The following is a 24,511-nucleotide window of genomic DNA, read 5'->3' as shown; positions in this document are numbered from 1 at the left end:
CCTGGGTTCATGGCTGCCTTGTGCGAAGGGCAAGCTTCTGGGCCCTGGCCTCAGAAGCTGTTCAAAATCCCCTAGGCATTCCCTATGAAACGTCATCCCAGCGGCTCTCAACGGCNNNNGGATTCCAGTCCGACAGGGAGATTTTGAACAGGCTCTCATCTACACCATCGGTTGTGGGGCGGTGAAACAACCTCTTGAAACATCACACCTAGCGGTAGCGCGCCTCCAGCAGGTCGATCTCGCGCACCAGCTTGCGCGAGACTTCCTCGGAGATGCGGTAGTGCCGGGTCATCTCGAAGATCGCCTCGCGCTCGCCCTGCAGGCCGGCCAGGCGCAGCACGCGCTCGGCGTGGTCGGCCTTGCGCAGTTGCTGCGCCTCGCTCTCGTCGGCCGCGTCGCGCAGGCGGCGCTGGTACAGCGCGAGCACGCGGGTGGCGGCATGCGAGTAGATGTCGGCGTCGGCCGCCGCGGTCTTCTGCAGCAGCGCCTGCTGGGCCTGCTCGATGGCGGCGATCGCGGCCATGGCGGTGGCATGGCGCGCGCGGTCCTCCTCGCGCTGCTCGGCCGGCTCCGCCGGCAACTGCAGCCCCTTCAGCGACTGCGGCAGGCCGATGCTGGCCACCACCAGCGACAGCAGGATCACCGCGGTCGCCAGGAAGATCGCCAGGTCGCGGGCGGGAAACGCGCGGCCGTCGGGCAGCAGCAGCGGCAGGGTCAGCACGCCGGCCAGGGTGATCGCGCCGCGCACGCCGGCCAGCGAGGTCGCCAGCAGCAACCGCCAGTGCGGCTTCACCGGCGTCTCGCCGCGCTGGTGCGCCTTGAACAGGTTCAGCCGCAGCGACACCCACACCCACACGAAGCGCAGCACCGCGAGCCCCAGGTTGATCGCCAGCGCATACGCGGCCAGCCACCACGGGTTGAGGTGCCCGCTCTGCTCCACCGAGGCGACCGCGTTGAGCAGGATCGCCGGCAACTGCTCGCCCAGCAGCACGAACATGATGCCGTTGAGCGCCAGTTGCACCGTGTTCCACACCGCCGCGCGCTGCACCCGTATGCTCGCCAGCGCGCGGCCGCTCAGCTCGACATAGCCCATGGTGATGCCGGCCGCCACCGCGGCGAGGATGCCCGAGGCGTGCGCGTGCTCGGCCAGCAGGTAGGCGCCGAACGGGATCAGCAGGCTGATCAGGATCGGCGCGCCGCTCTCCTCGCCGAACTGCCGCGACAGCCAGCGCTGCGCGTAGCTCACCGCGAGCGTCACGCCCGCGCCGATCGCCAGCCCGGCCAGCGCCACCCACAGGAAGGTGAGCGAGGCGGACAGCAGCGAGAAGCCGCCGGTCATCGCCGCCGCCACCGCGAAGCGGAAGCAGACCAGGCCGGTGGCGTCGTTGAGCAGCGACTCGCCTTCGAGGATGTGCATCAGGCGCTTGGGGATCGGCGCGCGCGCGGCGATCGAGGACACCGCCACCGGATCGGTCGGCGACACGATCGCCGCCAGCGCGAACGCCACCGCCAGCGGCATCGCGGGGATCAGCCAGTGGATCAGCAGGCCGACGCCGAGCACGGTGAACACCACCAGCCCCAGCGCCAGCTCGAGGATCACCGCCTTGTCGCGCAGCAGGCCGTCCTTGGGGATGCGCCAGCCGTCCAGGAACAGCAGCGGCGGCAGGAACAGCCGGAAGAAGATCTCCGGCTGCAGCGTCACGCCGTGCTTGAACACCCCGGCGATCACCGCGCCCAGCGCGATCTGCACCAGCGGCAACGGCAGCGGGATCGGCACCAGGCGTACCAGGTAGCCGCTGGCGACCACCGCCAGCAACATCGCCAGTACGATTTCGATCGAACCCATGCCTTTCCTCGCTTCCTGCCTGCCGTGCGCCCGCGGCGGCGATCCGCCGCCGGGCCACGTGCATTCTAGGCGGAACGGCCCCGCCGGGCGCCCGGGGGCGCGACGGAAGGCCCGCCGCACGCCGCCGGCGGGCGGCCTAGCACTTTGGCGCTAGGCCGTTGGTGCAGCCCCCGACGTGTTGCCCGCACCGCGCGCTGGGGCTATGTTGCCGTGCAGGGCTGCAAGGCGGCGGGAATGCCGCCGCGACGCGGGGACGGACATGCGCATACTGATCGCCGATGACCATCGCCTGATCGTCGAAGGCGTCAAGCTCAAGCTCGCCGAGCTGGGGAACGACACCGAGTTCCAGGTCGCCATGGACGTGGACGAGCTGCGCCGGGCGATCCGCGAGGAGTCGCCGCCGGCGCTCGCCCTGGTCGACCTGACCATGCCCGGCAGCCACGGCAACGACCACCTGGTCGAACTGATCCAGCAACTGCCCGGCGTGCCGGTGATCGTGCTGTCCGGCTCGGAGGACCCGGTGCTGATCAAGCAGTTGCTGGCGATGGGCGTGCAGGGCTTCATCCCCAAGGCGTACTCTTCCGACGTGATGCTCTCGGCGGTGCGGCTGGTGCTTTCCGGCGGCGTGTACGTGCCGCCGATGATGCTGCAGGCGGCCAACGACGCGGCGCTGCCGGCCCATGCCGCGCCGGCGGAATCGGCCGCCTCGATGGAAGACCGCCTGCGCAAGCTGCTCACCGAGCGGCAACTGGACGTGCTGCGGCTGCTCTCGCACGGCAAGCCGAACAAGGTGATCGCGCGCGACCTCGGGATCAGCGAGGGCACCGTCAAGATCCACCTCGCCGCGATCTTCCGCGCGCTCAACGTGCGCAACCGGGTCGAAGCGGTGGTCGCCTCGCGCCGCATCAACGGACTCTGACATGGCCACACGGCGGACGCGGTGCGGCGTATGCTGCACTGCCGGGCGCGACGGGACGCGCGCCCCGGGCATCCACCGTTGAAGGGGGGAAGCGCGTTGCGCATGGCACGGAGCATGGGAGCTGGCCTGGCGCGCCCGCTGCGGCGGGCGCTGCTGGCGGCGGCCTGTGCGCTGCTGCCGCCCGCGCTGCCGGCGCAGACCGCCGCCGCGCCGCACGCCGACGCCAGGCCGCTGACCTTCGGCATCCTGCCCATCGGCGGCCCCTCCGAATCGCTGGAGGCATGGCGGCCGATGCTGGACGACCTGGCCCGTGCGCTGCAGCGGCCGGTGCGCAGCATCTCGGTGAGCACCTACGAGGGGCTGGCGCAGGCGCTGGCGGAGGAGCGCGTGGACGTGGCCTTCGTCTCCGGCCAGATGGCGCTCAACGCGGTGATCCGCGACCGCATGCAGGTCATCGCCCAGCTCACCCGCAGCGACGGCTCGCGCGGCTACTACGCCGTGCTGCTGGTGCAGAAGGATTCGCCGCTGCGCACGCTGGCCGGCCTGTTCGCCCAGCCCGGCCACTGGCGCTACGCGCGCGGCGAGTCGCTGTCGGTCTCCGGCTACCTGGTGCCGGAGACGCAGCTGTTCGCCAGCCGCGGGCTGGACTCGGACACCTTCTTCGCCAGCGTGGCGATCGACAACCACCAGAACAACGCGCTGGCGGTCGCCAACGGCGAGGCCGACGTGGCGACCAACAACACCGCCGACCTGGAGCGCTTCCGCAGCCATTTCCCCGACCAGTACGCGCGGCTGCGGATACTGTGGAAGTCGAGCCAGATCCCGCACGCGGTGATCGTCGTGCGCAGCGACCTGCCGGACCCGCTGCGCGGCCGGCTCGCCGACTTCCTCGACCACTACGGCCGCAGCGGCCGCGACGCCGCCGCCGAGCTGGCCAAGCTCAAGCTGATCCACGACATCAGCGGCTTCGCCGCCGCCGGCAACGACACCCTGGTGCCGTTCGCCGACATCGAATACAACCTCGAACGCCGCCGCGCGCTCACCGCGCAATGGATCGACGACGCCGCGATGCAGGCGCGCCTGCGCAAGATCGGCAGCGAGCATGCGGCGCTGGTGCAGCAACTGCGCGGCAGGCCTCCGGCGGACCGGCCGATGCACGGCGACAACCCCTAGGCCGCGGCGCGCGCCTCAGCCGGGTGCGGCCTTCCACTCGCTGCGCAGCAGGCCGTACAGGGCGGTGTCGGAGATTTCCCCGTCGACGATCCAGCGTTCGCGCAGGTGGCCTTCCTTGCGGAAGCCCAGCCGTTCGAGGCTGCGCGCCGAGGCCGTGTTGCGCGGGTCGATGTCGGCCTCCAGCCGGTGCAGCGCCATCGCATCGAACAGGTGCCCGACGTAGGCGTGCAGGATCTCGTGCATCAGCCCCTGGCCCCAGTAGCGGCGCGCCTGCGCATAGCCGATCTCGGCGCGCCGGTTCGACGGGCTGAGGTTGAACAGCGCCAGGGTGCCGATGACGCGCCCGTCCGCCAGGTGCTCCACGCCCAGGCGCAGGCCCTCGCCCTGCTCGCGCTGCGCGCGGTCGCGCGCCAGCATCTGCATGGCCTGGTCCGGCCCGGTCCATGGCGCGTGGCTCCAGTAGCGCATCACGACCGGGTCGGCATACATCTCCAGCAGGGCGGGCACGTCCGCCTCGGTGAGCAGGCGGGTGCGCAGGCGGGCCGTCCGCAAGGCGATTTCCGGCAGTGCAGCCATGGGGTCGATCCTTCATCGGTCGTTGTCGCCGCCAGGTAGGCGGCGCGGGCGCGCCAGCGTAACCGAAGCACCGGCCGGCGACGCGCCCAGGCCCGCGTCCGTGGCGTCCGCGCGGCACTCGACGTTCTCCCTAGTGCTTACTGCCTATCGATGAGGCGTAGGGACTTTCCTAGAGTGGATGCACGCAACCGACCGGCGGCTGCGCGAGTCTCGACTCCACGACGGCACCACCATGAAACCGACCTTCACTGCCGCTTCCCGCCGTCGCGTGCGAGCCGTCCGGTACGTGTCGCGCCGCCGCGGGAGCTGACCGATGCGCTGGCGCCCCGGCCTGTCCGACCGGCTGTTCGCCGACAGCGTGCTGCCCTGCGCGCTGGCCGCGCTGGCCCTGCTGGCGGCGCTCGCGGTGCAGCGCGCGCGGATGTTCGAGCGCGACGCCGAGGCGCAGGCCATCGTGCAGTTGGAGCGGCTGGACGGCGCCCTTGCCCGGGCCGAAGGCGAATCGCCGCAAGCCCTCCTGGACCGGGCCCTGGCCGCGGACCCGTCCGGCACGCTGCGGCGCATCGAATGGCAGCCCGCCGGCGGCCGCATGCTGAGCAGCGGTACGGCGCCGTCCCGGCCGCTGCGCACCTACCAGCGACAGCTCGCCCGCGCGCACGGCGCGCCGCAGACCTTGCGCCTGCAGTTCGATCCGCAGCCCCTGCAACGCGCGCTGCGCGGCGTCTGGGCGGGCGGCGCCCTGTGCGCCGCGGGCATCGTGCTGCTGGCGCTGCTGGCGCGCTGGAGCCTGCGCCGCCAGGTCGCCGATCCCATGCGGCGGCTGCATGGGCAACTGGGCGCGCTGCTTGCCGGGTACGTGCCGCCCGCACCGGCGGAGCCGGTCGGGTTCGCGCAGTTGCAATCCCTCGTGCCCCGCCTGGCCGCCCAGCGCGAGGCGCGGCTGCGGGACTGGGAAGCCATCCGGCGCTCCAGCGCCAGCAACGCGCTCGCGCAGCAGCGGCTCGCCCAGGCGGCGACGCACGGCAAGGCGCAGTTCATGGCCCTGGTCGGCCACCATTTCCGCCAGCCGCTGCAGGCGCTGCGGCTGCTCAGCGTGTGCCTGCAGCCCGGCGACGAGGCGGAGCAGCGCGCCACGCTGGCGCAGATCCGCGCCAGCATCGGCAGGATGACCCGGCTGCTCGACGCCCTGCTGGAGATATCGCGCCTGGACGCCGGCGTGGTCACCCTCTCGGCGCGCGAGTTCGAAGCCGCGGAGCTGTTCGAGCGCGACCGCCAGGCCCTGCTCGCCAAGGCCGTCCGGCAAGGCGTCACCCTGCACTGGCGCGGCGGCCACCACCGCCTGCACGGCGACCTGCAACTGGCCGCCGACCTGGTCCGCCAACTGGCCGACAACGCCATCGCGCACGCCACCGGCGGCAGGGTGCTGGTCGCCGCGCGCCGCGGCCGGCATGCCGTCCACATCGAGGTGCGCGACAACGGCGAGGGCATCGCCCCGGCCCACCAGCAGCGCATCTTCGAGGAGTTCGTGCGCCTGCCCGGCAAGGACGGGGAGCGCGAGGGATACGGGCTGGGCCTGACCATCGCGGCGCGGCTGGCCAGCGTGCTCGGCACGCGGATCGAGCTGCGCTCCGCGCCCGGCTGCGGCAGCACCTTCCGCTTCAGCCTGCCGCAGCCGGCGCTGCCGCGCAGCGCCCACGCGCACGGCCGGCGGCACCGGCGCCTGCGGCCGCGGCTCGGTTGAGCGGCGCTGCCGCCGCCGTCACAGCCTGCGGCGGAAATACAGCCAGGCCGTACCGCCCAGCACCACCGCCGGCAGCAGGTTGGCGAGCAGCGGCGGCACGCCGTAGACGGTGCCGAAGTTGACCATCGCCTTTTGCAGGAAGTACCAGCCGATCGCCAGCAGGATGCCCACGAACAGGCGCTTGCCCAGGCCGCCCGAGCGCAGCGCGCCGAACGCGAACGGCATCGCGCACAGCACCAGCACCAGGGCGTTGAGCGGATACAGCGCGCGGCCCCAGAACGCCACCGCATAGGCGCCGGGGTTCTGCCCGTTCGCCTCCAGGTAGCGCATGTTGCGGTGCAGGGAGCGCATCGGCAGGTACTGCGGCTGGATCACCGACTGTTCCAGCAGTTGCGGGTTGAGGCTGGAATCCCACGGCACGCTGGCTTCGCCGGTCACGTGCACGCCCTTTTCGTCCAGCGTGCTGGTCTGCACGTCGTGCAGCGTCCATTGCCGGCCGTGGTGGTCGGCGCTCTTGGCCCATTCGAGCCTTTCGAGGCGGCCGTCAGGGGTGAAGGTGAACACTCGCACGTCCTCGAGCTGGATCGCGCTGCGGCCTTCCACCTGCCGTATCAGCGTGCTGCGGGCGTTGACCATGCGGTCGCCGTCGCGCGCCCACAGGCCGTTGCCGACCATGCCTAGGTTGGCCGTGCGCATGCGCAGTTGCATCGCCTGCGCCTTCTGGTCGCCCCACGGCGCGGCGGTCTCGCCCAGCACCACCACGCCGACGATCAGCACGGCGATCACGCCCACCGCCGACAGCGCGATGCGCAGCCGCGACATGCCCGCCGCGCGCAGCGCGGTCAGCTCGCCGGTGCCGGCCAGCCCGCCCAGGCTCAGCAGGCCGCCGATCACCGCGGCGAAGATGAACATCTCGTACAGCCGGCGCGGCACCGTCACCAGCACGTAGACCACCGCGTCCATCGTGGTGAAGCCGTTCTTGCCGACGTAGCCGAGCTGGCGCAGCAACTGGGTGACGGCGTCGAAGCCGGTCAGCACCAGCCACACCGTCAGCAGCGAGCCGAGCACGCTGAACCCGACCAGCCGGTCGACCCGCTTGATGGCGAGGGCGCTCATGCCGTGGCCGCCCTGGCGCGCGAACGGCGCGGCGCGTACTGCTGCCACAGCATCCAGCCGGCCAGCAGCAGCACCAGCAGATGCAGCCCGAACAGCGGCGCCATGCTGTGCCAGTGGCCCTTGCCGATCTGCGCCCGGCCCATCGCCAGCAGCAGGTAGTACAGGTAGAAGCTGACCACCGCCAGCAGCAGCCGGCCGTAGCGCGGCTCGCGCGGGTTCTGCCGCGACAGCGGGATCGCCAGCGCCAGCAGCACCAGCATCATCGCCGGCGCGCTGACGCGCCAGGCCAGTTCCGAGAGCGCCTGCGGGTCGTCCGAGCGCAGCAGCGCGGCGGTGGTCATCGACTCCTGCGGCACTTCGTCGTCGTCGCCCTGCACGTTGGACAGCGAGGTGTCGTTGCGTTCGTACTTCATCTGCCGCCAGTCCAGCCCGCCCAGCGGGATCTCGTACTGCCAGCCGTTCTCCAGCGCCAGGAAGCGGCCGTTGCCGTTGCTCTCCTGATACAGCCGGCCGCTGGCGCCGGTAATCAGCTTGAGCTGGGCGCGGCCGTCCTTGTCCTTGCGCTCGGTGGCGATGAAGGTCTTGCCCAGCACGCTGCCGTCGCGGCTCAGGCTGTCCACGAAGATGATGCCGCCCTTGCCCGGCAGCGCGGTGAAGCGGCCGGCGTCGAGGCCGGCGGCGATCACCGAGCGGTTCGCCGCCGCCACCAGCTGGTCGCTGGTGCGCACCGCCAGCGGGCCGAGCCACAGCGACACCACCGCCGACAGCACCACCAGCACCGCGCCGAGCAGCAGCACCGGGCGCAGCAGGCCCCGCGGGCCCATGCCGGAGGAGGCCAGCACGTGCATCTCGCTCTCGCGGTACATCCGCCCCAGCGCGCTGATCGCGCCGATGAAGCCGGCCAGCGGCAGCAGGTTGGTCAGGCCCTGCACCATCTGCAGGCCCAGCACCTGGAACATCACGCTGGCCGGGAAGCTGCCGTTGGCCACCTTCTGCAGCACCTGCGAGAACGCGTTGCCGGCCACGATCAGCAGCAGCACCGCCGCGGTGGCAAGGATGGTCTGCGCCAGCTCACGCAGGAAGTAACGGTCGAGGATGCTCAGCATGCGATAGAATCGACGGCTCCGTGCCGCGCCTTCGTGCCGGCCGGCCAAAGCGCAAGTCTAGCTTGTCCGCCCCCGTTCCGACCTTCGCAGGACCATTCCATGACGCTCCAGTTCAGCCTGGCCTCCCCCGCTTCCGCCGCCCCCGAAACCGTCGAGACCCCGTGCGTGGTGGTCGGCGTGTACGAGAACGGCCTGCTCACCAGCGCCGCGGCGCGGGTGGACAACGCGGCCGGCGGCGCGATCAAGCGCCAGGTGGAGAGCGGCGACATCAGCGGCAAGGCCGGCAGCGCCACCGTGCTGTTCGCGCCGGCCGGCGTCGCGGCGAAGCGCGTGCTGGTGGTCGGCCTGGGCGCGCAGAAGTCGTTCGACGCCGCGCGCTACCAGAAGGTGTGCATCGAGGCGGCGCGCGCGCTCGGCAAGCTGCCGGTCGACTCGGCGGTGTCCTACCTCGGCGAGGCCGACGTGCCCGGCCGCGACGCCGCCTGGCGCCTGCGCACCGCCGCGCTCGCCACCGACCACGCCGCCTATCGCTACACCGCCACCTTCAAGCCGCGCGAGAAGAGCGCGCAGCCGGAACTCGCCGCGGTCGCCTTCGCCGGCGCCGACGAGGCCGAGGCCGGGCTGGCACAGGCCCGCGCCATCGCCGAGGGCGTGCGCTTCGCGCGCGAACTGGCCAACCTGCCGCCGAACATCTGCAACCCCGCCTACATCGCGGCCCAGGCCCAGGCCTTCGCCGACGCCCACGAGGCGGTCGAATGCACCGTGCTGGACGAGGCGGAGATGGAAAGGCTCGGCTTCGGCTCGCTGCTCGCGGTCGGCCGCGGCTCGGCCAACCGGCCCAAGCTGGTGGTGCTCCAGTACAAGGGCGGCAGCGAGGGCGACAGGCCCTACGCCCTGGTCGGCAAAGGCATCACCTTCGACACCGGCGGCATCAGCCTCAAGCCCGGCCCGGGCATGGAGGAGATGAAGTTCGACATGGGCGGCGCGGCCGGCGTGCTCGGCGCCTTCGTCGCCGCGGCGAAGATGGGCCTGAAGCTCAACCTGGTCTGCGTGGTGCCGGCGGTGGAGAACATGCCCGACGGCGACAGCTACCGCCCCAGCGACGTGCTGACCAGCCTGTCCGGCCTCACCATCGAGGTGCTCAACACCGACGCCGAGGGCCGGCTGATCCTGTGCGACGCGCTCACCTACACCGCGCAGACGTTCCAGCCGCAGGCGCTGATCGACGCCGCCACGCTCACCGGCGCCTGCGTGATCGCGCTGGGCAAGCACGCCACCGGCCTGATGAGCAAGCACGACGACCTCGCCGCCGAACTGCTCGCCGCCGGCGAGGAGACCCTCGACCGCGCCTGGCGCCTGCCGCTGTGGGACGACTACCAGGTGCAGCTCGACTCCGGCTTCGCCGACGTCGCCAACATCGGCGGCAAGAGCGCCGGCGCGATCACCGCCGGCTGCTTCCTGTCGCGCTTCACCGAGGGCCAGCGCTGGGCCCACCTGGACATCGCCGGCACCGCCTGGGACGAAGGCCGCAAGGGCCTCGCCACCGGCCGCCCGGTATCGCTGCTGGCGCAATGGCTGATGGATCGCGCGACCGCGTGATCCACACCCCGTCATTCCAGCGGAAGCTGGAATCCAGCGTCTTGGCATTCGGCATCCCAAAGGCACTGGGTCCCAGCTTTCGCTGGGACGACGGGTGCAAGATGGAGTTGGGCAGACGGCTCAAACCATCTGCCGCTCCCCACACCGCCATTCCAGCGAAAGCTGGAATCCAGTGCCTTCCCGCAGGCATTGCGGCTATGGTTCCGCGTCCACGCAAGCCATCCCACCAGGTTCCGGTTCCGGTCCCCTTTCAGGATTCACCGGAATCAACGACGAGCAAGTAGGCTGACACCATGCCCCGCGCCGACTTCTACCTGATCGACAAGCCGCGCTTCCGCGAGCAGCCGCTGCTGCTGGTCTGCGAACTGGCGAAGAAAGCCTTTACGGCGCAGCAACCGCTGCTGATCCTCGCCCGCGACTTCGAGCAGGCCGAGGCGCTGGACGAGTTGCTGTGGGCGTTCGACGAGGATGCCTTCATCCCGCACCAGCTCGCCGGCGACGAGGACGATGCCGACACCGCCGTGCTGATCGTGCCGCCCGGCATCGACACGGCCGACCGCCCGCTGCTGATCAACCTGCGCGAGGAATGCCCCGCCGGCCGCTACGAGCGAGTGCTGGAAGTGGTGGCCGCCGACGCCGCCGAGCGCACCGGCTCGCGTGCCCGCTGGCGCGAGTACCAGCAGCGCGGCATCGCGGTCGCCAAGCACGATATGTAAGAGGCTGCTCACGGTCTATCCGTCGGTCCAGCCGCCGCCCCGTCATTCCTGCGGGACGCTTTTCAACAATCTCCTCACGTTCCCCGCTCGTCATTCCTGCGAGGCGCTTTTCAACAGCCGAAGGGCTGGTCATCCAGTGACTTTATGCTCCAAGGCTCAAAGGCGCTGGATCCCAGCTTCTGCTGGGATGACGTTTCATGGGTGGGATACCTGGAAATCGTGAACAGGCTCTTGGAGCCACGCCTGGTGCCCCCAGCCGGAGAAGCAGCGGACGCCCGGATGCCGCCCGCTCAGGCCGGGCCAGCCGCGGCCTCGGCGGCGGCCCGCAGCGACGCCGCCCGGACCACCACGCCGGCGAGTGCCTCGGCCAGTTGTTCGCCGGTGAACGGCTTGCGCAGGAAACCGTCCATGCCCGCCGAGCGGGCACGCGCCTCGTCGTCGCCGCCGGAGCGGGCGGTGATCGCGACGATGGGCAGGTGCTGCCCCGGTCCCTCGCACTGGCGGATCAGGCGGGCGACCTCGAAGCCGTCCACGCCGGGCAGGTCCAGGTCGAGCAGCACCACGTCATGGCGCGCATGCGCGAGTTCCGCCAGCGCGGCGAGGCCGTTGGCGACGAACTGGATGCGGTGCCGCTGGTGTTCGAGCAGGCCGCGGATCACCGCCGCGACGATGGTGTCGTCCTCGATCAGCAGCACGCGCAGGCACGGCTCGCCTTCCGCGTCGAGCGGCGGCGGTGCCGGATGGGCCGCCACCTCCGGCGCGCGCAACGGCAGCCGCACGTGGAAGGTGCTGCCGTGGCCCAGGCGCGACGCCAGTTCGATGCTGCCGCCCATCATGTCGACCAGCTCGCGGCAGATCGCCAGGCCCAGTCCGCTGCCGGCCCTGCGCTGCGGCCCCTCGACCTGCTCGAATCGCTGGAACAGCCGCGACTGGCTCGCCTCGGAGATGCCCGGCCCGGTATCGCTGACGCTGAACAGCAGCCCTTCGCGGGTCCGGCTGGCGCGCAGCAGCACGCTGCCGAACTCGGTGAACTTCAGCGCGTTGTTGGCGAGGTTGAGCAGCACCTGCTTGACCCGCACCGGATCGCCGATCACCCGCGCCGGCAGGTCGTCGGCCAGGTCCACGGTGAAGCGCAGCCCCTTCACCCGCGCCTGGCCGATCTCGAGCTGCGCCACGTCGTTCACCAGTTGGCGCGGATCGAACGGCGCCGGCTCCAGTTCCAGCCGGCCGGCCTCGATCCGCGCCAGGTCGAGCGCGTCGTTGAGCAGCTTCAGCAGCATGCCGCCGGAGCGCTGCATGGCCTGGGTGTACTCGGACTGCTGCGGGTTCAGCGGCGTGGTCAGCAGCAGCTCGGCCATGCCCATCACGCCGGTCATCGGGGTGCGGATCTCGTGGCTCAGCGTGGCGAGGAACTGCGTCTTCGCCGCGCTCGCCTGCTCGGCCAACTGGCGCTGCTGCTCGGCGAGCTGGATGCGGTGGCGCTGGGCCAGCCGGCGCCGCCAGACCCACAGGAACAGCCATACCCCCAGCGCGAAGCAGAGCGCGTAGGCCAGCCAGGCCCACCAGCGCATCCACGGCGGCGCGTCCACGTGGATGCGCAGCGGCGTCGACAGGTGCGCCCATGCGCCGTTCGCGCCGGCCGCCATCACGTCCAGCGTGTAGTCGCCGGGGCCCAGCCCGGCGAATTCGCGCTCACCGCGGCTGCCGGCGTCGACCCAGCCGCTGTCGAACCCGTTGAGCCGGAAGCGGTAGCGGTTGGCCGCCGGGTCGACGTAGGAGAACACCCGCGCCACCACGCCCAGCTCGCGGTCGCGCCAGCCGATGCTTATCTGCGGCTGCCGGTACGGCAGGTTCACGATCCGGCCCCGCCGATGCACGCTGACCTGGGTGAGCGCGAGCTGCGGCACGCTGGACTGCTCGCAGATCTTGTCCGGGTTGAAGCCGATCAGCCCGCCCTGCGTGGGCGCGTAGAGGTTGCCGTCGGGCATCAGGCTGTAGCCGCGGAAGAACTCGCCGTTGGTGAGGCCGTCCTGCAGCCCCATCTTGCGGAACGCCCCGGTCGCCTGGTCGAACCGCCACAGCCCGTCCTGGCCGAAGATCCAGATGCGCTTCTGCCGGTCCACGCGCAGGTCGACCACGTCGATCGACGGCCAGCCCTCGGCCGCGCCGATCGTGCGGTCCAGCACCACGCCGTCGCCCTGGTAGTGGTAGTGCTCCAGGCCGTCGGAGCGCGCCAGCCACAGGCCGTCGTCGCTGACGTGGAACGCGTGCACGGCGCGGTCGTTGGCGATGCCCGGGATCGGCTCCAGGTGGTCGTGGCTGGCGTCCAGGCGCAGCATGCCGCCGTCGCTGGCGTACCAGTAGACGCCGCGGTGCAGGGTCATCTGGCTGCCCCAGCGCGCCTTCTCGTCGGCGCCCACCATCTTCACCGCGCTGACCGCGAGGCTGTCCTGGTCGATGCGGAACACGCCGTCGCCGAAGGTGCGCGCGTACAGCCGGCCGTCCGGGCCCACCTCGACCTCGAGCGGGCGCTTCATCTGCCTCGCCTGCGGGTCGACCCGGTCGACCTTGCCGTTGGCATAGCGGTACAGCGCGCCGCGGGTGGCGATCCACAGGCGGCGGCCGGGGTCCTCGGTCATCCCGACCACGTCGCCGTGCAGGCCGCTCAGCACGTGCTCGACCTTGCCGGTGGACGGTTCGAGCTTGTCCACGCGGCCGTTGCGCTCGCCCACCCAGACCCGGCCGTCGCGGCCGCGAGCGACCGCCGTGGCGATCGAGTCGCGCAGGCTGTCGTCGTCGTCGGGAATGTGGGTGAAGCGGCTGAAGCCGTACCAGCCGGGCGCCAGGTAGGCCACGCCGCCGTCGAGCAGCGCCACCCACAGGCCGCCTTCGCGGTCGGTCATCACCTTCCACACCCAGGTGCCGGGCAGGTTGCCGTTGAGCACCGGCACGTTCACCACCGGGATCACCTCGCCGCCGCTGTGCTGCTGCAGGAACAGTCCCTTCTGGGTGCCGATCCACAGCCGGCCGGCGGCGTCGCGCGTGCTGCTCATCACGTTGGTGGCGGGAATCGCCGGCGCCACCAGCGGCCGCGCGATGTCGTCCGGCCCGACCAGCAGCAGGCTGTCCGGCGCGGCGATGCGGATCTCGTCACCGCTGCCGTCGATGCTCCAGGCGTCGATCGGTTCGGTGCGTCCCGGCTGGACCACCGGGTGCAGCGTGCCGCCGGCGTCGCGGCGGAACACGCCGTGCTCGCTGCCGATCCACAGTTGCCCGCGCGCATCGACGAACAGCGTGCTCACCGTGCCGAAGTTGCCCTGCGCTCCCGGGCGCAGCGGGTTGTGCATGTGCTCGAAGCCGCGGCCGTCCGGCCGCAGGCGGTCGAGCCCGCCGGCGCCGCCTACCCACAGGCGGCCGTCGGCGGTCTGCGCGATCGTCCACACCTTGTCGCTGGCGAGGCTGGCCGGGTCGGCCGGGTCGTGGCCCCAGTGGACGAAGCGGTCGCCGGCCGCGTCGTAGCGGTTCAGGCCCGCCTCCAGCCCGCCCGCCCACAGCCGCCCGTCGCGGTCGATGAGCAGGGCCCCGATGCCGTTGTTGTAGAGCGAGCCGGGGTCGCCCGCGGCATGCCTGAAGACCTTGAAGTCCACGCCGTCGTAGCGCGCGATGCCGCTCTTGGTGCCGAACCAGATGGCGCCGCCGGGATCCTGCACCACGCTGTAGACGCTGCTGCTAGGCAGGCCGTTGGCGGTGCCGTAGCGGCGGAACTGCGGCGTCGGCAGGGCGCCGCCCGAGGCCGACGGGGGAGCCGCCTGCGCCGCGACCGCGGCCGGCGGCGCCTCGGCCCGCGCAGGCTCGCGCGCGGCCGCGTCGGGCAACGACGTACCTAGCAGCATGACCACGCCCAGCAGCACAGCCAACATCATGAGCCCTTCCCCCATGCCCCTGTCGCGGCCGGCGACAGCGGCGGCATCGCAGCGCCCCGCGGCAGGGCAGGCTGCGACGCGGAAGCCCGGATGATGCCAAAAGCCGCCGGCCACGGCGACCATGGCCCGGCAGGCTTCAGTCGGCGACGGCCAGCTCCCGCAGCACGGCGGCCATGGTCGCCGCCAACTGGTCGCCGCTCAGCGGCTTGCGCAGGAAGCCGTCCATGCCCGCCTCGCGGGTGCGCGCTTCCTCGTCGCCGCCGGTGCGCGCGGTGATCGCGATCAGCGGCGTGCGGCGCCCGCCGGCCTCGCGCTGGCGGATCAGCCGCGCGATCTGGAAGCCGTCCACGCCGGGCAGGTCCAGGTCCAGCAGCACCAGGTCGAACGGCGCCTGGCTGAATTCCGCCATCGCCGCCAGCCCGTTGCCCACGTGGCATACCTGGTGGCCCTGCCGTTCCAGCAGGCCGCGCACCACCGCCGCCACGATCACGTCGTCCTCCACCAGCAGGATCCGGTAGCGCCCTTGCGCCGACGGCTGCGCGAGCGGCCGCGGCAGGCGCGCGTCCGTCGCCTCGGGCAGCGGCAGGCGCACGCGGAAGGTGCTGCCGTGGCCCATCCGCGATTCCAGCTCGATGCTGCCGCCCATCATGCCGACCAGCTCGCGGCAGATCGCCAGGCCCAGCCCGCTGCCTGAGTGCCGCTGCGGGCTGGCGTCCTGCTCGAAGCGCTGGAACAGCCGCGCCTGGCTCGCCTCGGGAATGCCCGGGCCGGTGTCGACGATGCTCAGCGTGATGCCGCCGCCGGTACGCTCCGCGCGCAGCGTCACGCTGCCCCGCTCGGTGAACTTCAGCGCGTTGTTGGCGAGGTTCAGCAGCACCTGCTTGATCCGCACCGCGTCGCCGACCAGCCAGGCCGGCAGGTCGTCGGCCACGTCGAGCGCGAAGCGCAGCCCGCGCGCCTGGGCCAGGCCCTGCTCCAACTGGGCGACGTCGTCGATGAGCTGGCGCGGGTTGAACGGCGCCGGCTCCAGCTCCAGCCGGCCGGCCTCGATGCGGGCCAGGTCGAGCGTATCGTTGAGCAGCTTCAGCAGCATGCTGCCGGAGCGCTGCATGGCCTGGGCGTATTCGAGCTGGGTGGCGTCCAGCCGGGTCGTCAGCAGCAGCTCGGCCATGCCCATCACGCCGGTCATCGGGGTGCGGATCTCGTGGCTCAGCGTCGCCAGGAACTGGGTCTTGGCCGCGCTCGCCTGCTCGGCCAGCTCGCCGCGCTGCTCGGCCAACTGGATCGCGTGGCGGTGGCCGATGCGGCGGCGCCAGGAGCGCAGCACCAGCCAGACCAGCAGCACCGCGGCCACCAGGTACAGCAGCCAGGCCCACCAGCGCACCCACGGCGGCGCCTGCACGTGGATCTGCAGCGGAACCGCCAGCTCGCCCCAGGCGCCGTTGGCGCCGCTGGCCTTCACCTCGAGCGTGTAGTCGCCCGCGCCGAGCCCGGAGAACTCGCGCTCGCCGCGGTTGCCGGTCTCGACCCAGTGGCTGTCGAATCCCTTGAGGAAGAACTGGTAGTGGTTCGCCGCCGGGTTGACGTAGGAGAACGCGCGCGCCTCCACCTGCAGCTCGCGGTCGCGCCAGCCCAGCCGGATCTGCCCCGCCTGCTGCGGCAGCGCGACCACCTGGCCGTTCCTGCGCACGGTGATGCGGGTGATCGCCAGCTCCGGCGCGCTGCCGCCGGTGCGCACGTAGGCCGGGCGGAAGCCGATCACGCCGCCCTGGGTGGGCGCGTAGATCGCGCCGTCGGCGGTGATCGAGGTCTGCTTGCCGTTGAATTCGCCGTTGACCAGGCCGTCCTGCATGCCGAAGGCGCGGAAGCTCCCGTGCACCGGGTCGTAGCGCCACAGCCCGGTATCGCCGAAGATCCACAGCTGCCCGGACGCGTCCACGCGCAGGTCGCTCGCGGTCAGCGACATCCAGCCGTGCCGCGCGTCCACCAGCCGGTCCCGCTGCGCCTTGCCGTCGCGCCAGCGGTAGTGCTCCAGCGCGTCGCTGCGGGTCAGCCAGAAGCCGTCGCGGTCGAAGGCGAACGCATCCACGCCGTCGCGCGCCACGCCCTCGACGAAATCCAGCCGGCCGGCCGCCGCGTTCCAGCGCATCAGGCCGCCCTCGCTGGCGTACCACAGCACGCCGTCGTCGACCTTCAGCATGCTCGGCCGCAGCGCCTGGTCCTTCGCGTCCGGGGCCATCGGCAGCAGCGTCGGCGTCAGGGTGAGCGGATCCACGCGGAAAATGCCGACCCGGTTGCAGCTCACGTAGACCTGGTCGCCGCCGGCCGCGGCGAGGTACTTGGGCAGGCTCAGCAGCTTGCGCTCCGGATCGACCTGGGTGAGCTTGCCGCCGACGTAGCGGAACAACTGGCCGCGCGTGCCGATCCACAGGCCGGCGTCGTCCTCGACCACGGAAACCACCTCGGTCTTGAAGCCGTCGACCACGTGCTCCACCGCGCCGGTGACCGGGTCGAGCTTGTCCAGCTTGCCGCGCGAGCCCACCCACAGCTTCTGGTCGCGGCTGGCCACCACCGCCGTCGCCACCGTGTCGCGCAGGCTGGTGGGATCGTCCGGCACGTGGGTGAAGCGCACGAAGCTGTTCCAGCCCGGCGCCAGGTAGGCCACGCCGCCGTCGTAGAAGGCGAACCACAGGCCGCCCTCGCGGTCGCGCAGCACCCGCCACACCCACTGGCCCGGCAGGCCGCCGAGCAGCAGCGGCTGGGCGGTGATGGTCTGCACCCCGCGGCCGTCGTCGAACAGCAGGCCGCGGATCGTCGCCGCCCACAACTGGCCCAGCGAGTCGCGCGCGCTGCCGAACACGTTGACCCGCTTGAGGCCGGGGAACGCCGGGCGCGCCACGCCCTGCGCGTCGATCCGCAGCAGGCCCTGGCGGATCGCCACGCGCACGTCGTCGCCGCCGCCCTCGATCCGCCACACCTCCACGTTCCTGTCCACGCTGGGGTCCATCGGCACGCGCTGCAGGCGGCCGTCGGGCTGGCGCAGCAGCAGCTCCTTGCGGGTGCCGATCCACAGCTTGCCGTCCGGCTCGGCGAGCAGCGCGCGGACGGCGCCGAAGCCCTTGCCGTCCAGCGTGTAGGCGATGTGCTCGAAGCCGCTGCCGTCCGCCAGCATGCGGTCCAGCCCGCTGCTGGTGCCGACCCAGAGCCGGCCGTCCGGACCGGCGGCCAGCGACCATACCTCGTCGTGCGAAAGGCTGGCCGGGTCGTCGTCGCGGTGCCGCCAGTGCAGGAAGCGCCCGCTGTCCGGCTCGTAGCGGTCCAGCCCGGAGTCGCCCGTGCTGATCCACAGGCGGCCCTGCGGGTCGGACAGCAGTTGCGTGATGTCGCTGGTGGAGATCGAGCCGGGATCGCCGGCGTCGTGGTGGAAGACCTTGAACTCGACCCCGTCGTAGCGCACCAGCCCGCCGTTGCTGCCGAACCACATGAAGCCGGCGCGGTCCTGCTCGATCGCGTTGACGGTGCTGCTGGGCATGCCGTCGGACAGGCCGAAGCGACGGAACTGCGGCGTCGGCAGCGGCGCCGCCGCATCGACGCGCGCCGGCGCATCCAGGGCGACGATCGGCGGCGGCGCGGCGCCGTGGCCCGCCGGTGCAGTCGTCGTCGGTGACGTCACTGCCAAGGCAGCGCCCAACAGCAATATGGCGAGCATGAGAATCCTGATCCCCTGGCCGGGCCATCGCGCCCGTCGTCCCGCTGGACCCCTGCATCGCCGCGCGGCGGCCGTCCAGCCTCCTCGAACCCCGGAATGATGCCAAAAGCCGCCCGCGGCGGCGAGCGCCCGCCCGGCATGGCTAGAATGCCGGCATGCCCCGCCGCCTGCGTCTGTTGTTCGCCGCCCTCGCCCTCGCCGCCCTGCTGTGGCTGCTGTTCGCCGCCGCCGAACGCGCGCTGGCGCTGGCGCAGCGCTTCCTCGCGCTGCCGTCCTGGCTGCAGTGGACGCTCGGCGGCGCCCTGCTCGCCTTCGCCGCGCTCGGCCTGGCCGTGCTGTGGTGGCTGCTGCGGCCGCGGCCGCGGCGCCGCCCGGTGCCCGCGCCCGACCGCGGCAGCCTCGAACAGCGCCTGGACCGGCTGCGCGAACGCGGCGCCGACACCGCTTCGCTGCACGCCGAGCTGGGCGAGTTGGACCGGCGGCGCGGCAGCGCGCGCGTCTACGTCGCGCTGTTCGGCGAAATCTCCACCGGCAAGAGCAGCCTGATCCGCGCGCTGGCGCCGCACGCGCATGTCTCCAGCGACGCGCGCGGCGGCACCACGCGCGAGGTCGGCCACTACGACGGCACGCTGCCCGACGGCCGCGCGCTGGTGCTCGCCGACGTGCCCGGCAGCCGCGAGGCCGGCGGCGAGGCGCACGAGACGCTGGCGCGCGAGGAAGCCCTGCGCGCGCATGCGGTGGTCTACCTGTGCGCCGGCGACCTCACCCGCGGCCAGGCCGAGGAACTGCGCTGGCTGGCCGATTTCGGCAAACCGCTGCTGCTGGCGCTGAACAAGGCCGACCAGTGGAACGCCGACGAGCGCGAACAACTGCTCGGTCGCCTGCGCCGGCAGGCGCGCGACAGCGCCGCCGCGGTGGTGGCGATCAGCGCCGGCGGCAGCGAGCGCTTCCAGCGCCGGCTCGCCGACGGCCGCACCGAGCAGGTCGAACGCCAGCGCGCGCCGGCGCTCGAGCCGCTGCTGTCCGCGCTGGCCCGGCTCACCGCGCCGGGAGCCGCCGCGCTCGAACCCTTGCGCGAACATGCCGTGCTCGCCGGCCTGCACCAGCGCACCGGCGCGATGGAGGCGCAGGCCCGCGCCGCCGAGGCCGAGCGCATCGTGCGCAGCTATGCGCGCCGCGCCGTCGTCGGCGCGATGGCGGCGGTGGCGCCCGGCAGCGACCTGCTGATCCAGGGCGCGCTCGCCACCGGCCTGGTGCGCGCGCTCGCCGGGCTGTACGAAGTGCCCGTCAGCGACGTGCAGATCGACGACTTCGTGCGGCAGGCCCGGCTCACCCTGCGCACCGGCAGCTCGATCGTGCTGGCGATCGCCGGCAACGCGCTGAAGGCGTTCCCCGGCCTCGGCACGCTGGGCGGCGGCGTGCTGCACGCGTTCGCCTACGCGCTGATCTTCGACTCGATGGGCCGCGCGCTGGCCGCCTCGCTGGCCGAGCGCAAGGCGCTGGACCAGCACGACGCCGGCGAGCGCATGCGTCGCCTGCTCGACGACGGCGACGACGGCCGCCTGCGCCAGCTCGCCAGCCTGACCCTGGAAGCGTGGCGCGAGCGCGAGCGGCCGACGGACTGAGCCAGGCACCCGCACGCCATCGAAAACATGGCCATCGAAACATGTCCGGCGACATACGTCCCGAGGAACCCGTCCATGGAAAAGCGCGGCAAGCAACCCGACCCGGATGCCGGCCTGCCGCCGGTCACGGACGCGCCCGCCGACCTGCTCGACATGCTGAGGTCACTGGAGACCGAACTGCATCAGCCGGCAACGCGCGGCAATGCCGGGCGGCTTGCCGAGCTGCTGCACGACACGTTCGTCGAGTTCGGGCAGTCCGGTCGCCGCTACGACAAGGCGGCCACGCTGCGCGAACTGCCGCTGGAGCCCCGCCACGGGCCTGTCATCCAGTCGGATGACTACGCCTTGCGGCGCATCGGCCCGGACGCAGCCCTGCTCACCTACCGCTCGGCGCACCGCCGCGACGATGGGCGCTGCGAGCGGCATGCACTGCGCGCGAGCCTGTGGCAACGGACCTCTTCCGGCTGGCGGATGGTGTTCCACCAGGGCACGCCAACGGCGCCGTTCCAGCCAGTGGGAATCCAGGGAAGGTCTGATTGATTGGTTTTTTGCCCGTCATTCCTGCGCAAGCGGGAGGCGCTTTCCAACAGCCGAAGGGCTGGTCATCCAGTGCCTTTGCGTTCAATGGCCTACCGGCGCTGGATCCCAGCCCTTACCCCCTTTTCGGGGTTCGCTGGGATGACGGGCAAAATCAGAGATTCCCTGGGACATGGCATCGGTGGCGGAACGATCCGTTCACTGCGCCGGCGCTGGCATCGTCATCGCCATTCCGACAGACTCCTCGTCATGAATAGCCGCCTTCCCATGCGTCGCCTGCTTGCCTGCGCGCTGCTGTCGGCGCCGTTCGCCGCGGCCTGGGCCGCGGCCGGCAGCTACCGCTACGACACCGTGCACAGCCAGGTGGTCTTCAGCATCGACCACAACGGCTACTCGCGCCCGTTCGGGCGGCTGCACATCGCCGGCGGCACGCTGCGCTTCGACCCGGCCGACTGGAGCCGCTCCAGCACCGAGCTGGACATCGACCTGGCCGGCCTGGACATGGGCGACGCGGACTGGAACAAGGCGGTGTGCAAGCCCGACCTGCTCGACTGCGCGCGCCATCCCACCGCGCATTTCGCCAGCACCTCGGTGGAGCGCAAGGACGACAGCCACGGCGTGCTGCACGGCCAGCTCACCCTGCGCGGCGTCACCCGCCCGGTGGACGTGCCGTTCCGCCTCAACCGCCACGCCGCCACGATCTACGGCATGCACTCGGTGGCCGGCTTCTCCGCCACCGCCATGCTCGACCGCGACGCCTTCGGCGTGCACGCCTTTTCCGGCTCGATCGGCCACGACGTCAGCGTATGGCTGGAAATCGAGGCCATCGCCGACTCCCGCGCGGCCGACCCATCGAAGGAGCAACCATGACCCTGCGCAGCGACGACGACCACTGGGGCTCGGTCGCCAAGTTCTTCCACTGGACCATCGCGCTGGCGATCCTCGGCAACGGCGCGTTCGGCCTGCTGATGGACCTGGCCCACTCGCCGATGCAGAAGATCAACTGGCTCGCGCTGCACAAGTCGATCGGCCTGACCGTGCTGGCGCTGGCGCTGCTGCGCGTGCTGTGGCGCTGGCGCGACGGCCGCCCGCGCGAGGAGCCGGCGCCGCGCTGGCAGCAGTGGTCCGCGCGCGCCGTGCATGCGCTGCTGTACCTGCTGATCCTGGCGCTGCCGCTCAGCGGCTGGTGGTACAACTCGGTCACCGGCAAGCCGCTGCAGTGGTTCAAGCAGTTCAACCTGCCCGCGCTGACCGCGGCCGATCCGGACATGAAGCACCTGGTGCACGCGGTGCACGAATACCTGTTCTGGTTCCTGCTGCTGGTGCTGCTGGCGCACGTCGGCGCCGCGCTGAAGCACCACCTGTTCGACGAAGACAACGTGTTGCGGCGCATGCTGCCGTTCGCCCGCCTGCGCGGTACACCTTCCGCTGCGCAGCCCACCGCTGCGCAGCCCCCCACCGGAGAATCCCCATGAAGCGCCTGCTCCCCCTCCTGCTCGCCCTCGCCCTGCCCGTCGCCGCCAGCGCCGCCGATTACGCGGTGCAGCCGGCGCAGAGCAGGCTCGGTTTCAGCAGCAGCTTCCAGGGCCAGTCGTTCGACGGCAGCTTCGGCAAATGGACGGCCGCGATCAGCTACGACGCGGCCAACCTCGCCGCCTCGAAGTTCGACGTGACCGTGGACGTGGCCAGCGCCAAGACCGGCGACAGCGACCGCGACGGCGCGCTGCCCGGATCGGATTTCTTCGACGCCGCGAAATTCCCGCAGGCGCACTTCGTCACCACCGGCTTCCGCCAGAACGGCGCGCAGGTGATCGCCGACGGCAACCTCACCCTGCGCGGCGTGACCAAGCCGGTGAGCCTCAACGTCAGCTTCAAGCCAAGCGGCGGCGGCGCCACGCTGGACGTGGACGGCACGCTGAAGCGGCTCGACTTCGGCGTCGGCGGCGGCGAGTACGCCGACACCTCGGTGATCGGCGCCGACGTGAAGGTGAAGGCGCACCTCGTGCTGGCGGCCAAGTAAGACCCCGCCCGATGGAGTCGCCCTGGCAGCGCCTGCGCCGCTGGCTGGCGCCGACCGGCGCCGCACCGGCGGAACCGCCGCGCGGCGATGTCTCCGGCCGCGTCGCCGACAGCCTGCGCAGCCTGCTCGACGACCCGAGCATCCCGCCCGCGCTGCGCGGCGAGCTGGCCGCCGACTTCGCCCGCATCGAGAGCATGCTGGCGCGGCTGGAGCGCGGCGAACTGCACGTGGCGGTGTTCGGCCGCGTGTCCGCCGGCAAGTCGGCGCTGGGCAACGCGCTGCTCGGGCGCGAGGCGTTCGCCGTCGGCGTCCTGCACGGCACCACCACCGACGCCGCGCAGGCGCCGCTGGACGAGGCCGCGCACGACGGCCTGGTGCTGATCGACACGCCCGGCATCAACGAACTGGACGGCGAATCGCGCGAGCGGCTGGCGTTCGAGGTGGCCGAGGTCAGCGACCTGGTGCTGTTCGTCGCCGACGGCGACCTCACCCGCGACGAGCTCGACGCGCTGAAGACGCTGGCGGCGACGCAGCGGCCGCTGCTGCTGGTGCTGAACAAGGCCGACCGCTACGGCGACGGCGAGCGCGAGGCGCTGCTGGAGCAGTTGCGCGGGCGCACGCAGGGGCTGGTGCGCGCCGCCGACGTGCTCGCGGTGGCGGCGCGCCCGGCGGCGCAGCGCATCGTGGAAGTGGACGCGCGCGGCCGCGAGCACGATGCCACGCGCCAGCCGCCACCCGACGTGGCGGCGCTGCGCGAGCGCCTGCTGGCGATCGCCGCGCGCGAGGGCAAGACCCTGTCCGCGCTCAACGCCGGCCTGTATGCCGGGCGGCTCACCGACCAGATCAGCGCGCGCATCGCCGAGACGCGCCGCGTGCTCGCCGGCAAGCTGATCCGCCAGTACTGCATCGCCAAGGGCGTGGCGGTCGCGCTCAACCCGATCCCGGTGGCCGACCTGCTCGCCGCCGCCGGGCTGGACGCGGCGATGGTGGTGCAGTTGTCGCGCGTCTACGGCCTGCCGCTGACCCGCGCCGAATCCGGCCGGCTGGTGGCGGTGATCTCCGCCCAGCTCGCCGCGCTGATGGGCGCGATCTGGGGCATGCAACTGGTCGCCTCCGCGCTCAAGGGCGTCAGCGCCGGGCTGTCGGTGGTGGTGACCGCCGCCGCGCAGGGCGCACTGGGCTGGTACGCCACGGTGCTGATCGGGCGCGCCGCGGAGCGCTACCTGGTCGCCGGCAAGTCGTGGGGCGAACAGGGCGCCAAGCGCGCGGTGAGCGAGGTGGTGGCCGCGCTCGACCGCGATTCGATCCTGCGCGAGGCGCGGGAGGAGATTCTACGGCGGTTGCGTCGCGGTTGAGGGGCGTGCATCGCGGTTGAGGGACGGGCGCCGCAGTCGAGGCGCGGAGGCGGGCGCGAAAAGCGCGCTGGATCGGGGGATGTGTGGCTCCATTCTCGCTGGCGGTTTTCGGGGCAAGGCAGGCTGGGTGTGCAGCCACAGGCTTTTCGCGGGTACGGTCGTTTTTCAAGAACCTGTCCACGATCCATCCGCCAGCCCAGCCGCCTGCTCGTCATCCCAGCGAAAGCTGGGATCCAGTGTCGTTGAGTTTTAGAGCATCAAGTCACTGGATTCCTGCTTTCGCAGGAATGACGTGTGGGGATACCTGGAAATCGTGAAAAGACACCAAGGCGTTGGATGACCAGCCCTTCGGCTGTTGAAAATCTCCTCCTGCTTCCGTGGGAATCTCCCGCTTCCGTGGGAATGACGGATTGGGGAATGGCGGATCACGAAGCGAGGTATTGCCGGAGCAGGCCGGGGTCGCGGAACCCTGGATTTCGTTCCGGCGAGTGCAGCATCGCGGATCGTTTGGACGTCCAAACACCTGACGCACATCCCTCGCAACCGAACC

General features: G+C 71.7%; 17 protein-coding genes. 11 read left to right on the top strand and 6 right to left on the bottom strand.

Going from position 1 to position 24,511, the window contains the following annotated elements:
• Positions 1-208: 208 nt before the first annotated feature.
• Positions 209-1,846 carry a Na+/H+ antiporter gene (locus ASG87_RS03890; RefSeq protein WP_056001118.1) on the bottom strand — a complete coding sequence of 546 codons (1,638 nt, stop codon included), beginning with the start codon at positions 1,844-1,846 and terminating at the stop codon, positions 209-211.
• 259 nt (positions 1,847-2,105) lie between these two features.
• Between ASG87_RS03890 and ASG87_RS03885 the strand changes: the two genes are divergently transcribed.
• Together ASG87_RS03885 and phnD are read left to right on the top strand one after the other, a co-directional pair.
• Positions 2,106-2,765 carry a response regulator transcription factor gene (locus ASG87_RS03885; RefSeq protein ID WP_056001115.1) on the top strand — a complete coding sequence of 220 codons (660 nt, stop codon included), beginning with the start codon at positions 2,106-2,108 and terminating at the stop codon, positions 2,763-2,765.
• Positions 2,766-2,879: 114 nt separating this feature from the next.
• Positions 2,880-3,938: a phosphate/phosphite/phosphonate ABC transporter substrate-binding protein gene (phnD, locus tag ASG87_RS03880; protein WP_056001112.1), complete on the top strand. Its 1,059-nt coding sequence runs from the start codon at positions 2,880-2,882 to the stop codon at positions 3,936-3,938.
• 15 nt (positions 3,939-3,953) lie between these two features.
• Here phnD and ASG87_RS03875 read toward each other — a convergent pair whose 3' ends face one another.
• Positions 3,954-4,514 (bottom strand): GNAT family protein, encoded by a 561-nt coding sequence (locus ASG87_RS03875; RefSeq protein ID WP_056001109.1) that lies wholly within the window; start codon positions 4,512-4,514, stop codon positions 3,954-3,956.
• A 313-nt stretch (positions 4,515-4,827) separates the two neighbouring features.
• On the opposite strand from ASG87_RS03875, the gene ASG87_RS03870 reads away from it, so the two are divergent.
• The gene (locus ASG87_RS03870; RefSeq protein WP_056001106.1) at positions 4,828-6,255 is read left to right on the top strand and encodes a HAMP domain-containing sensor histidine kinase; all 1,428 of its coding nucleotides are present in this window, start codon (positions 4,828-4,830) and stop codon (positions 6,253-6,255) included.
• Positions 6,256-6,273: 18 nt separating this feature from the next.
• Here the strand turns inward: ASG87_RS03870 and lptG are convergent, their stop codons facing one another.
• Both lptG and lptF read right to left on the bottom strand, forming a co-directional pair.
• Positions 6,274-7,371, bottom strand: coding sequence for an LPS export ABC transporter permease LptG (gene lptG / locus ASG87_RS03865; protein ID WP_056001185.1), 1,098 nt, complete (start codon positions 7,369-7,371; stop codon positions 6,274-6,276).
• Positions 7,368-8,477, bottom strand: a complete 1,110-nt coding sequence (gene lptF, locus ASG87_RS03860) for an LPS export ABC transporter permease LptF (RefSeq protein WP_056001104.1) — start codon at positions 8,475-8,477, stop codon at positions 7,368-7,370. The genes lptG and lptF overlap by 4 nt, the downstream gene beginning before the upstream one ends.
• A 99-nt stretch (positions 8,478-8,576) precedes the next feature.
• Here lptF and ASG87_RS03855 point away from each other — a divergent pair, with 99 nt between their 5' ends.
• Positions 8,577-10,076: a leucyl aminopeptidase gene (locus ASG87_RS03855; RefSeq protein ID WP_056001101.1), complete on the top strand. Its 1,500-nt coding sequence runs from the start codon at positions 8,577-8,579 to the stop codon at positions 10,074-10,076.
• 293 nt (positions 10,077-10,369) lie between these two features.
• Positions 10,370-10,792 carry a DNA polymerase III subunit chi gene (locus ASG87_RS03850; protein ID WP_056001098.1) on the top strand — a complete coding sequence of 141 codons (423 nt, stop codon included), beginning with the start codon at positions 10,370-10,372 and terminating at the stop codon, positions 10,790-10,792.
• Positions 10,793-11,082: 290 nt separating this feature from the next.
• On the opposite strand, the gene ASG87_RS03845 is transcribed toward ASG87_RS03850, so the two are convergent.
• Positions 11,083-14,715, bottom strand: coding sequence for a two-component regulator propeller domain-containing protein (locus ASG87_RS03845; RefSeq protein WP_056001095.1), 3,633 nt, complete (start codon positions 14,713-14,715; stop codon positions 11,083-11,085).
• Between the two features lie 136 nt (positions 14,716-14,851).
• The gene (locus ASG87_RS03840; RefSeq protein WP_056001092.1) at positions 14,852-18,424 is read right to left on the bottom strand and encodes a hybrid sensor histidine kinase/response regulator; all 3,573 of its coding nucleotides are present in this window, start codon (positions 18,422-18,424) and stop codon (positions 14,852-14,854) included.
• A 155-nt stretch (positions 18,425-18,579) separates the two neighbouring features.
• Between ASG87_RS03840 and ASG87_RS03835 the strand changes: the two genes are divergently transcribed.
• From ASG87_RS03835 to ASG87_RS03810, 6 genes are all read left to right on the top strand, one after another.
• Positions 18,580-20,049: a GTPase gene (locus ASG87_RS03835; protein WP_056001089.1), complete on the top strand. Its 1,470-nt coding sequence runs from the start codon at positions 18,580-18,582 to the stop codon at positions 20,047-20,049.
• Positions 20,050-20,124: 75 nt separating this feature from the next.
• The gene (locus ASG87_RS03830; protein WP_157510870.1) at positions 20,125-20,589 is read left to right on the top strand and encodes a DUF4440 domain-containing protein; all 465 of its coding nucleotides are present in this window, start codon (positions 20,125-20,127) and stop codon (positions 20,587-20,589) included.
• A 264-nt stretch (positions 20,590-20,853) separates the two neighbouring features.
• Positions 20,854-21,456, top strand: a complete 603-nt coding sequence (locus ASG87_RS03825) for a YceI family protein (protein ID WP_235499557.1) — start codon at positions 20,854-20,856, stop codon at positions 21,454-21,456.
• Positions 21,453-22,061 (top strand): cytochrome b, encoded by a 609-nt coding sequence (locus ASG87_RS03820; protein ID WP_056001082.1) that lies wholly within the window; start codon positions 21,453-21,455, stop codon positions 22,059-22,061. Before ASG87_RS03825 ends, ASG87_RS03820 begins: the two co-directional genes overlap by 4 nt.
• Entirely contained in the window at positions 22,058-22,606 is a 549-nt protein-coding gene (locus ASG87_RS03815) for a YceI family protein (protein WP_056001080.1), read from the top strand. The genes ASG87_RS03820 and ASG87_RS03815 overlap by 4 nt, the downstream gene beginning before the upstream one ends.
• A gap of 11 nt (positions 22,607-22,617) precedes the next feature.
• Positions 22,618-23,961 (top strand): GTP-binding protein, encoded by a 1,344-nt coding sequence (locus ASG87_RS03810; protein ID WP_056001077.1) that lies wholly within the window; start codon positions 22,618-22,620, stop codon positions 23,959-23,961.
• Positions 23,962-24,511: the final 550 nt, after the last annotated feature.

It is taken from the genome of Frateuria sp. Soil773, assembly GCF_001428405.1.
Lineage (GTDB): Bacteria > Pseudomonadota > Gammaproteobacteria > Xanthomonadales > Rhodanobacteraceae > LMSL01.
This window is presented reverse-complemented; position numbering and strand designations above follow the sequence as displayed.

Excerpts from the sequence above, each read along its gene's own strand:
- ASG87_RS03830 (WP_157510870.1), top strand. The coding sequence starts at position 20,125 with ATGGAAAAGCGCGGCAAGCAACCCGACCCGGATGCCGGCCTGCCGCCG.
- ASG87_RS03870 (WP_056001106.1), top strand. The coding sequence starts at position 4,828 with ATGCGCTGGCGCCCCGGCCTGTCCGACCGGCTGTTCGCCGACAGCGTG.
- ASG87_RS03845 (WP_056001095.1), bottom strand. The coding sequence starts at position 14,715 with ATGATGTTGGCTGTGCTGCTGGGCGTGGTCATGCTGCTAGGTACGTCG.
- ASG87_RS03875 (WP_056001109.1), bottom strand. The coding sequence starts at position 4,514 with ATGGCTGCACTGCCGGAAATCGCCTTGCGGACGGCCCGCCTGCGCACC.
- ASG87_RS03850 (WP_056001098.1), top strand. The coding sequence starts at position 10,370 with ATGCCCCGCGCCGACTTCTACCTGATCGACAAGCCGCGCTTCCGCGAG.
- lptF (WP_056001104.1), bottom strand. The coding sequence starts at position 8,477 with ATGCTGAGCATCCTCGACCGTTACTTCCTGCGTGAGCTGGCGCAGACC.
- ASG87_RS03885 (WP_056001115.1), top strand. The coding sequence starts at position 2,106 with ATGCGCATACTGATCGCCGATGACCATCGCCTGATCGTCGAAGGCGTC.
- ASG87_RS03855 (WP_056001101.1), top strand. The coding sequence starts at position 8,577 with ATGACGCTCCAGTTCAGCCTGGCCTCCCCCGCTTCCGCCGCCCCCGAA.
- ASG87_RS03810 (WP_056001077.1), top strand. The coding sequence starts at position 22,618 with ATGGAGTCGCCCTGGCAGCGCCTGCGCCGCTGGCTGGCGCCGACCGGC.
- ASG87_RS03835 (WP_056001089.1), top strand. The coding sequence starts at position 18,580 with ATGCCCCGCCGCCTGCGTCTGTTGTTCGCCGCCCTCGCCCTCGCCGCC.
- ASG87_RS03815 (WP_056001080.1), top strand. The coding sequence starts at position 22,058 with ATGAAGCGCCTGCTCCCCCTCCTGCTCGCCCTCGCCCTGCCCGTCGCC.
- ASG87_RS03825 (WP_235499557.1), top strand. The coding sequence starts at position 20,854 with ATGCGTCGCCTGCTTGCCTGCGCGCTGCTGTCGGCGCCGTTCGCCGCG.
- ASG87_RS03890 (WP_056001118.1), bottom strand. The coding sequence starts at position 1,846 with ATGGGTTCGATCGAAATCGTACTGGCGATGTTGCTGGCGGTGGTCGCC.
- ASG87_RS03840 (WP_056001092.1), bottom strand. The coding sequence starts at position 18,424 with ATGCTCGCCATATTGCTGTTGGGCGCTGCCTTGGCAGTGACGTCACCG.
- ASG87_RS03820 (WP_056001082.1), top strand. The coding sequence starts at position 21,453 with ATGACCCTGCGCAGCGACGACGACCACTGGGGCTCGGTCGCCAAGTTC.
- phnD (WP_056001112.1), top strand. The coding sequence starts at position 2,880 with ATGGGAGCTGGCCTGGCGCGCCCGCTGCGGCGGGCGCTGCTGGCGGCG.
- lptG (WP_056001185.1), bottom strand. The coding sequence starts at position 7,371 with ATGAGCGCCCTCGCCATCAAGCGGGTCGACCGGCTGGTCGGGTTCAGC.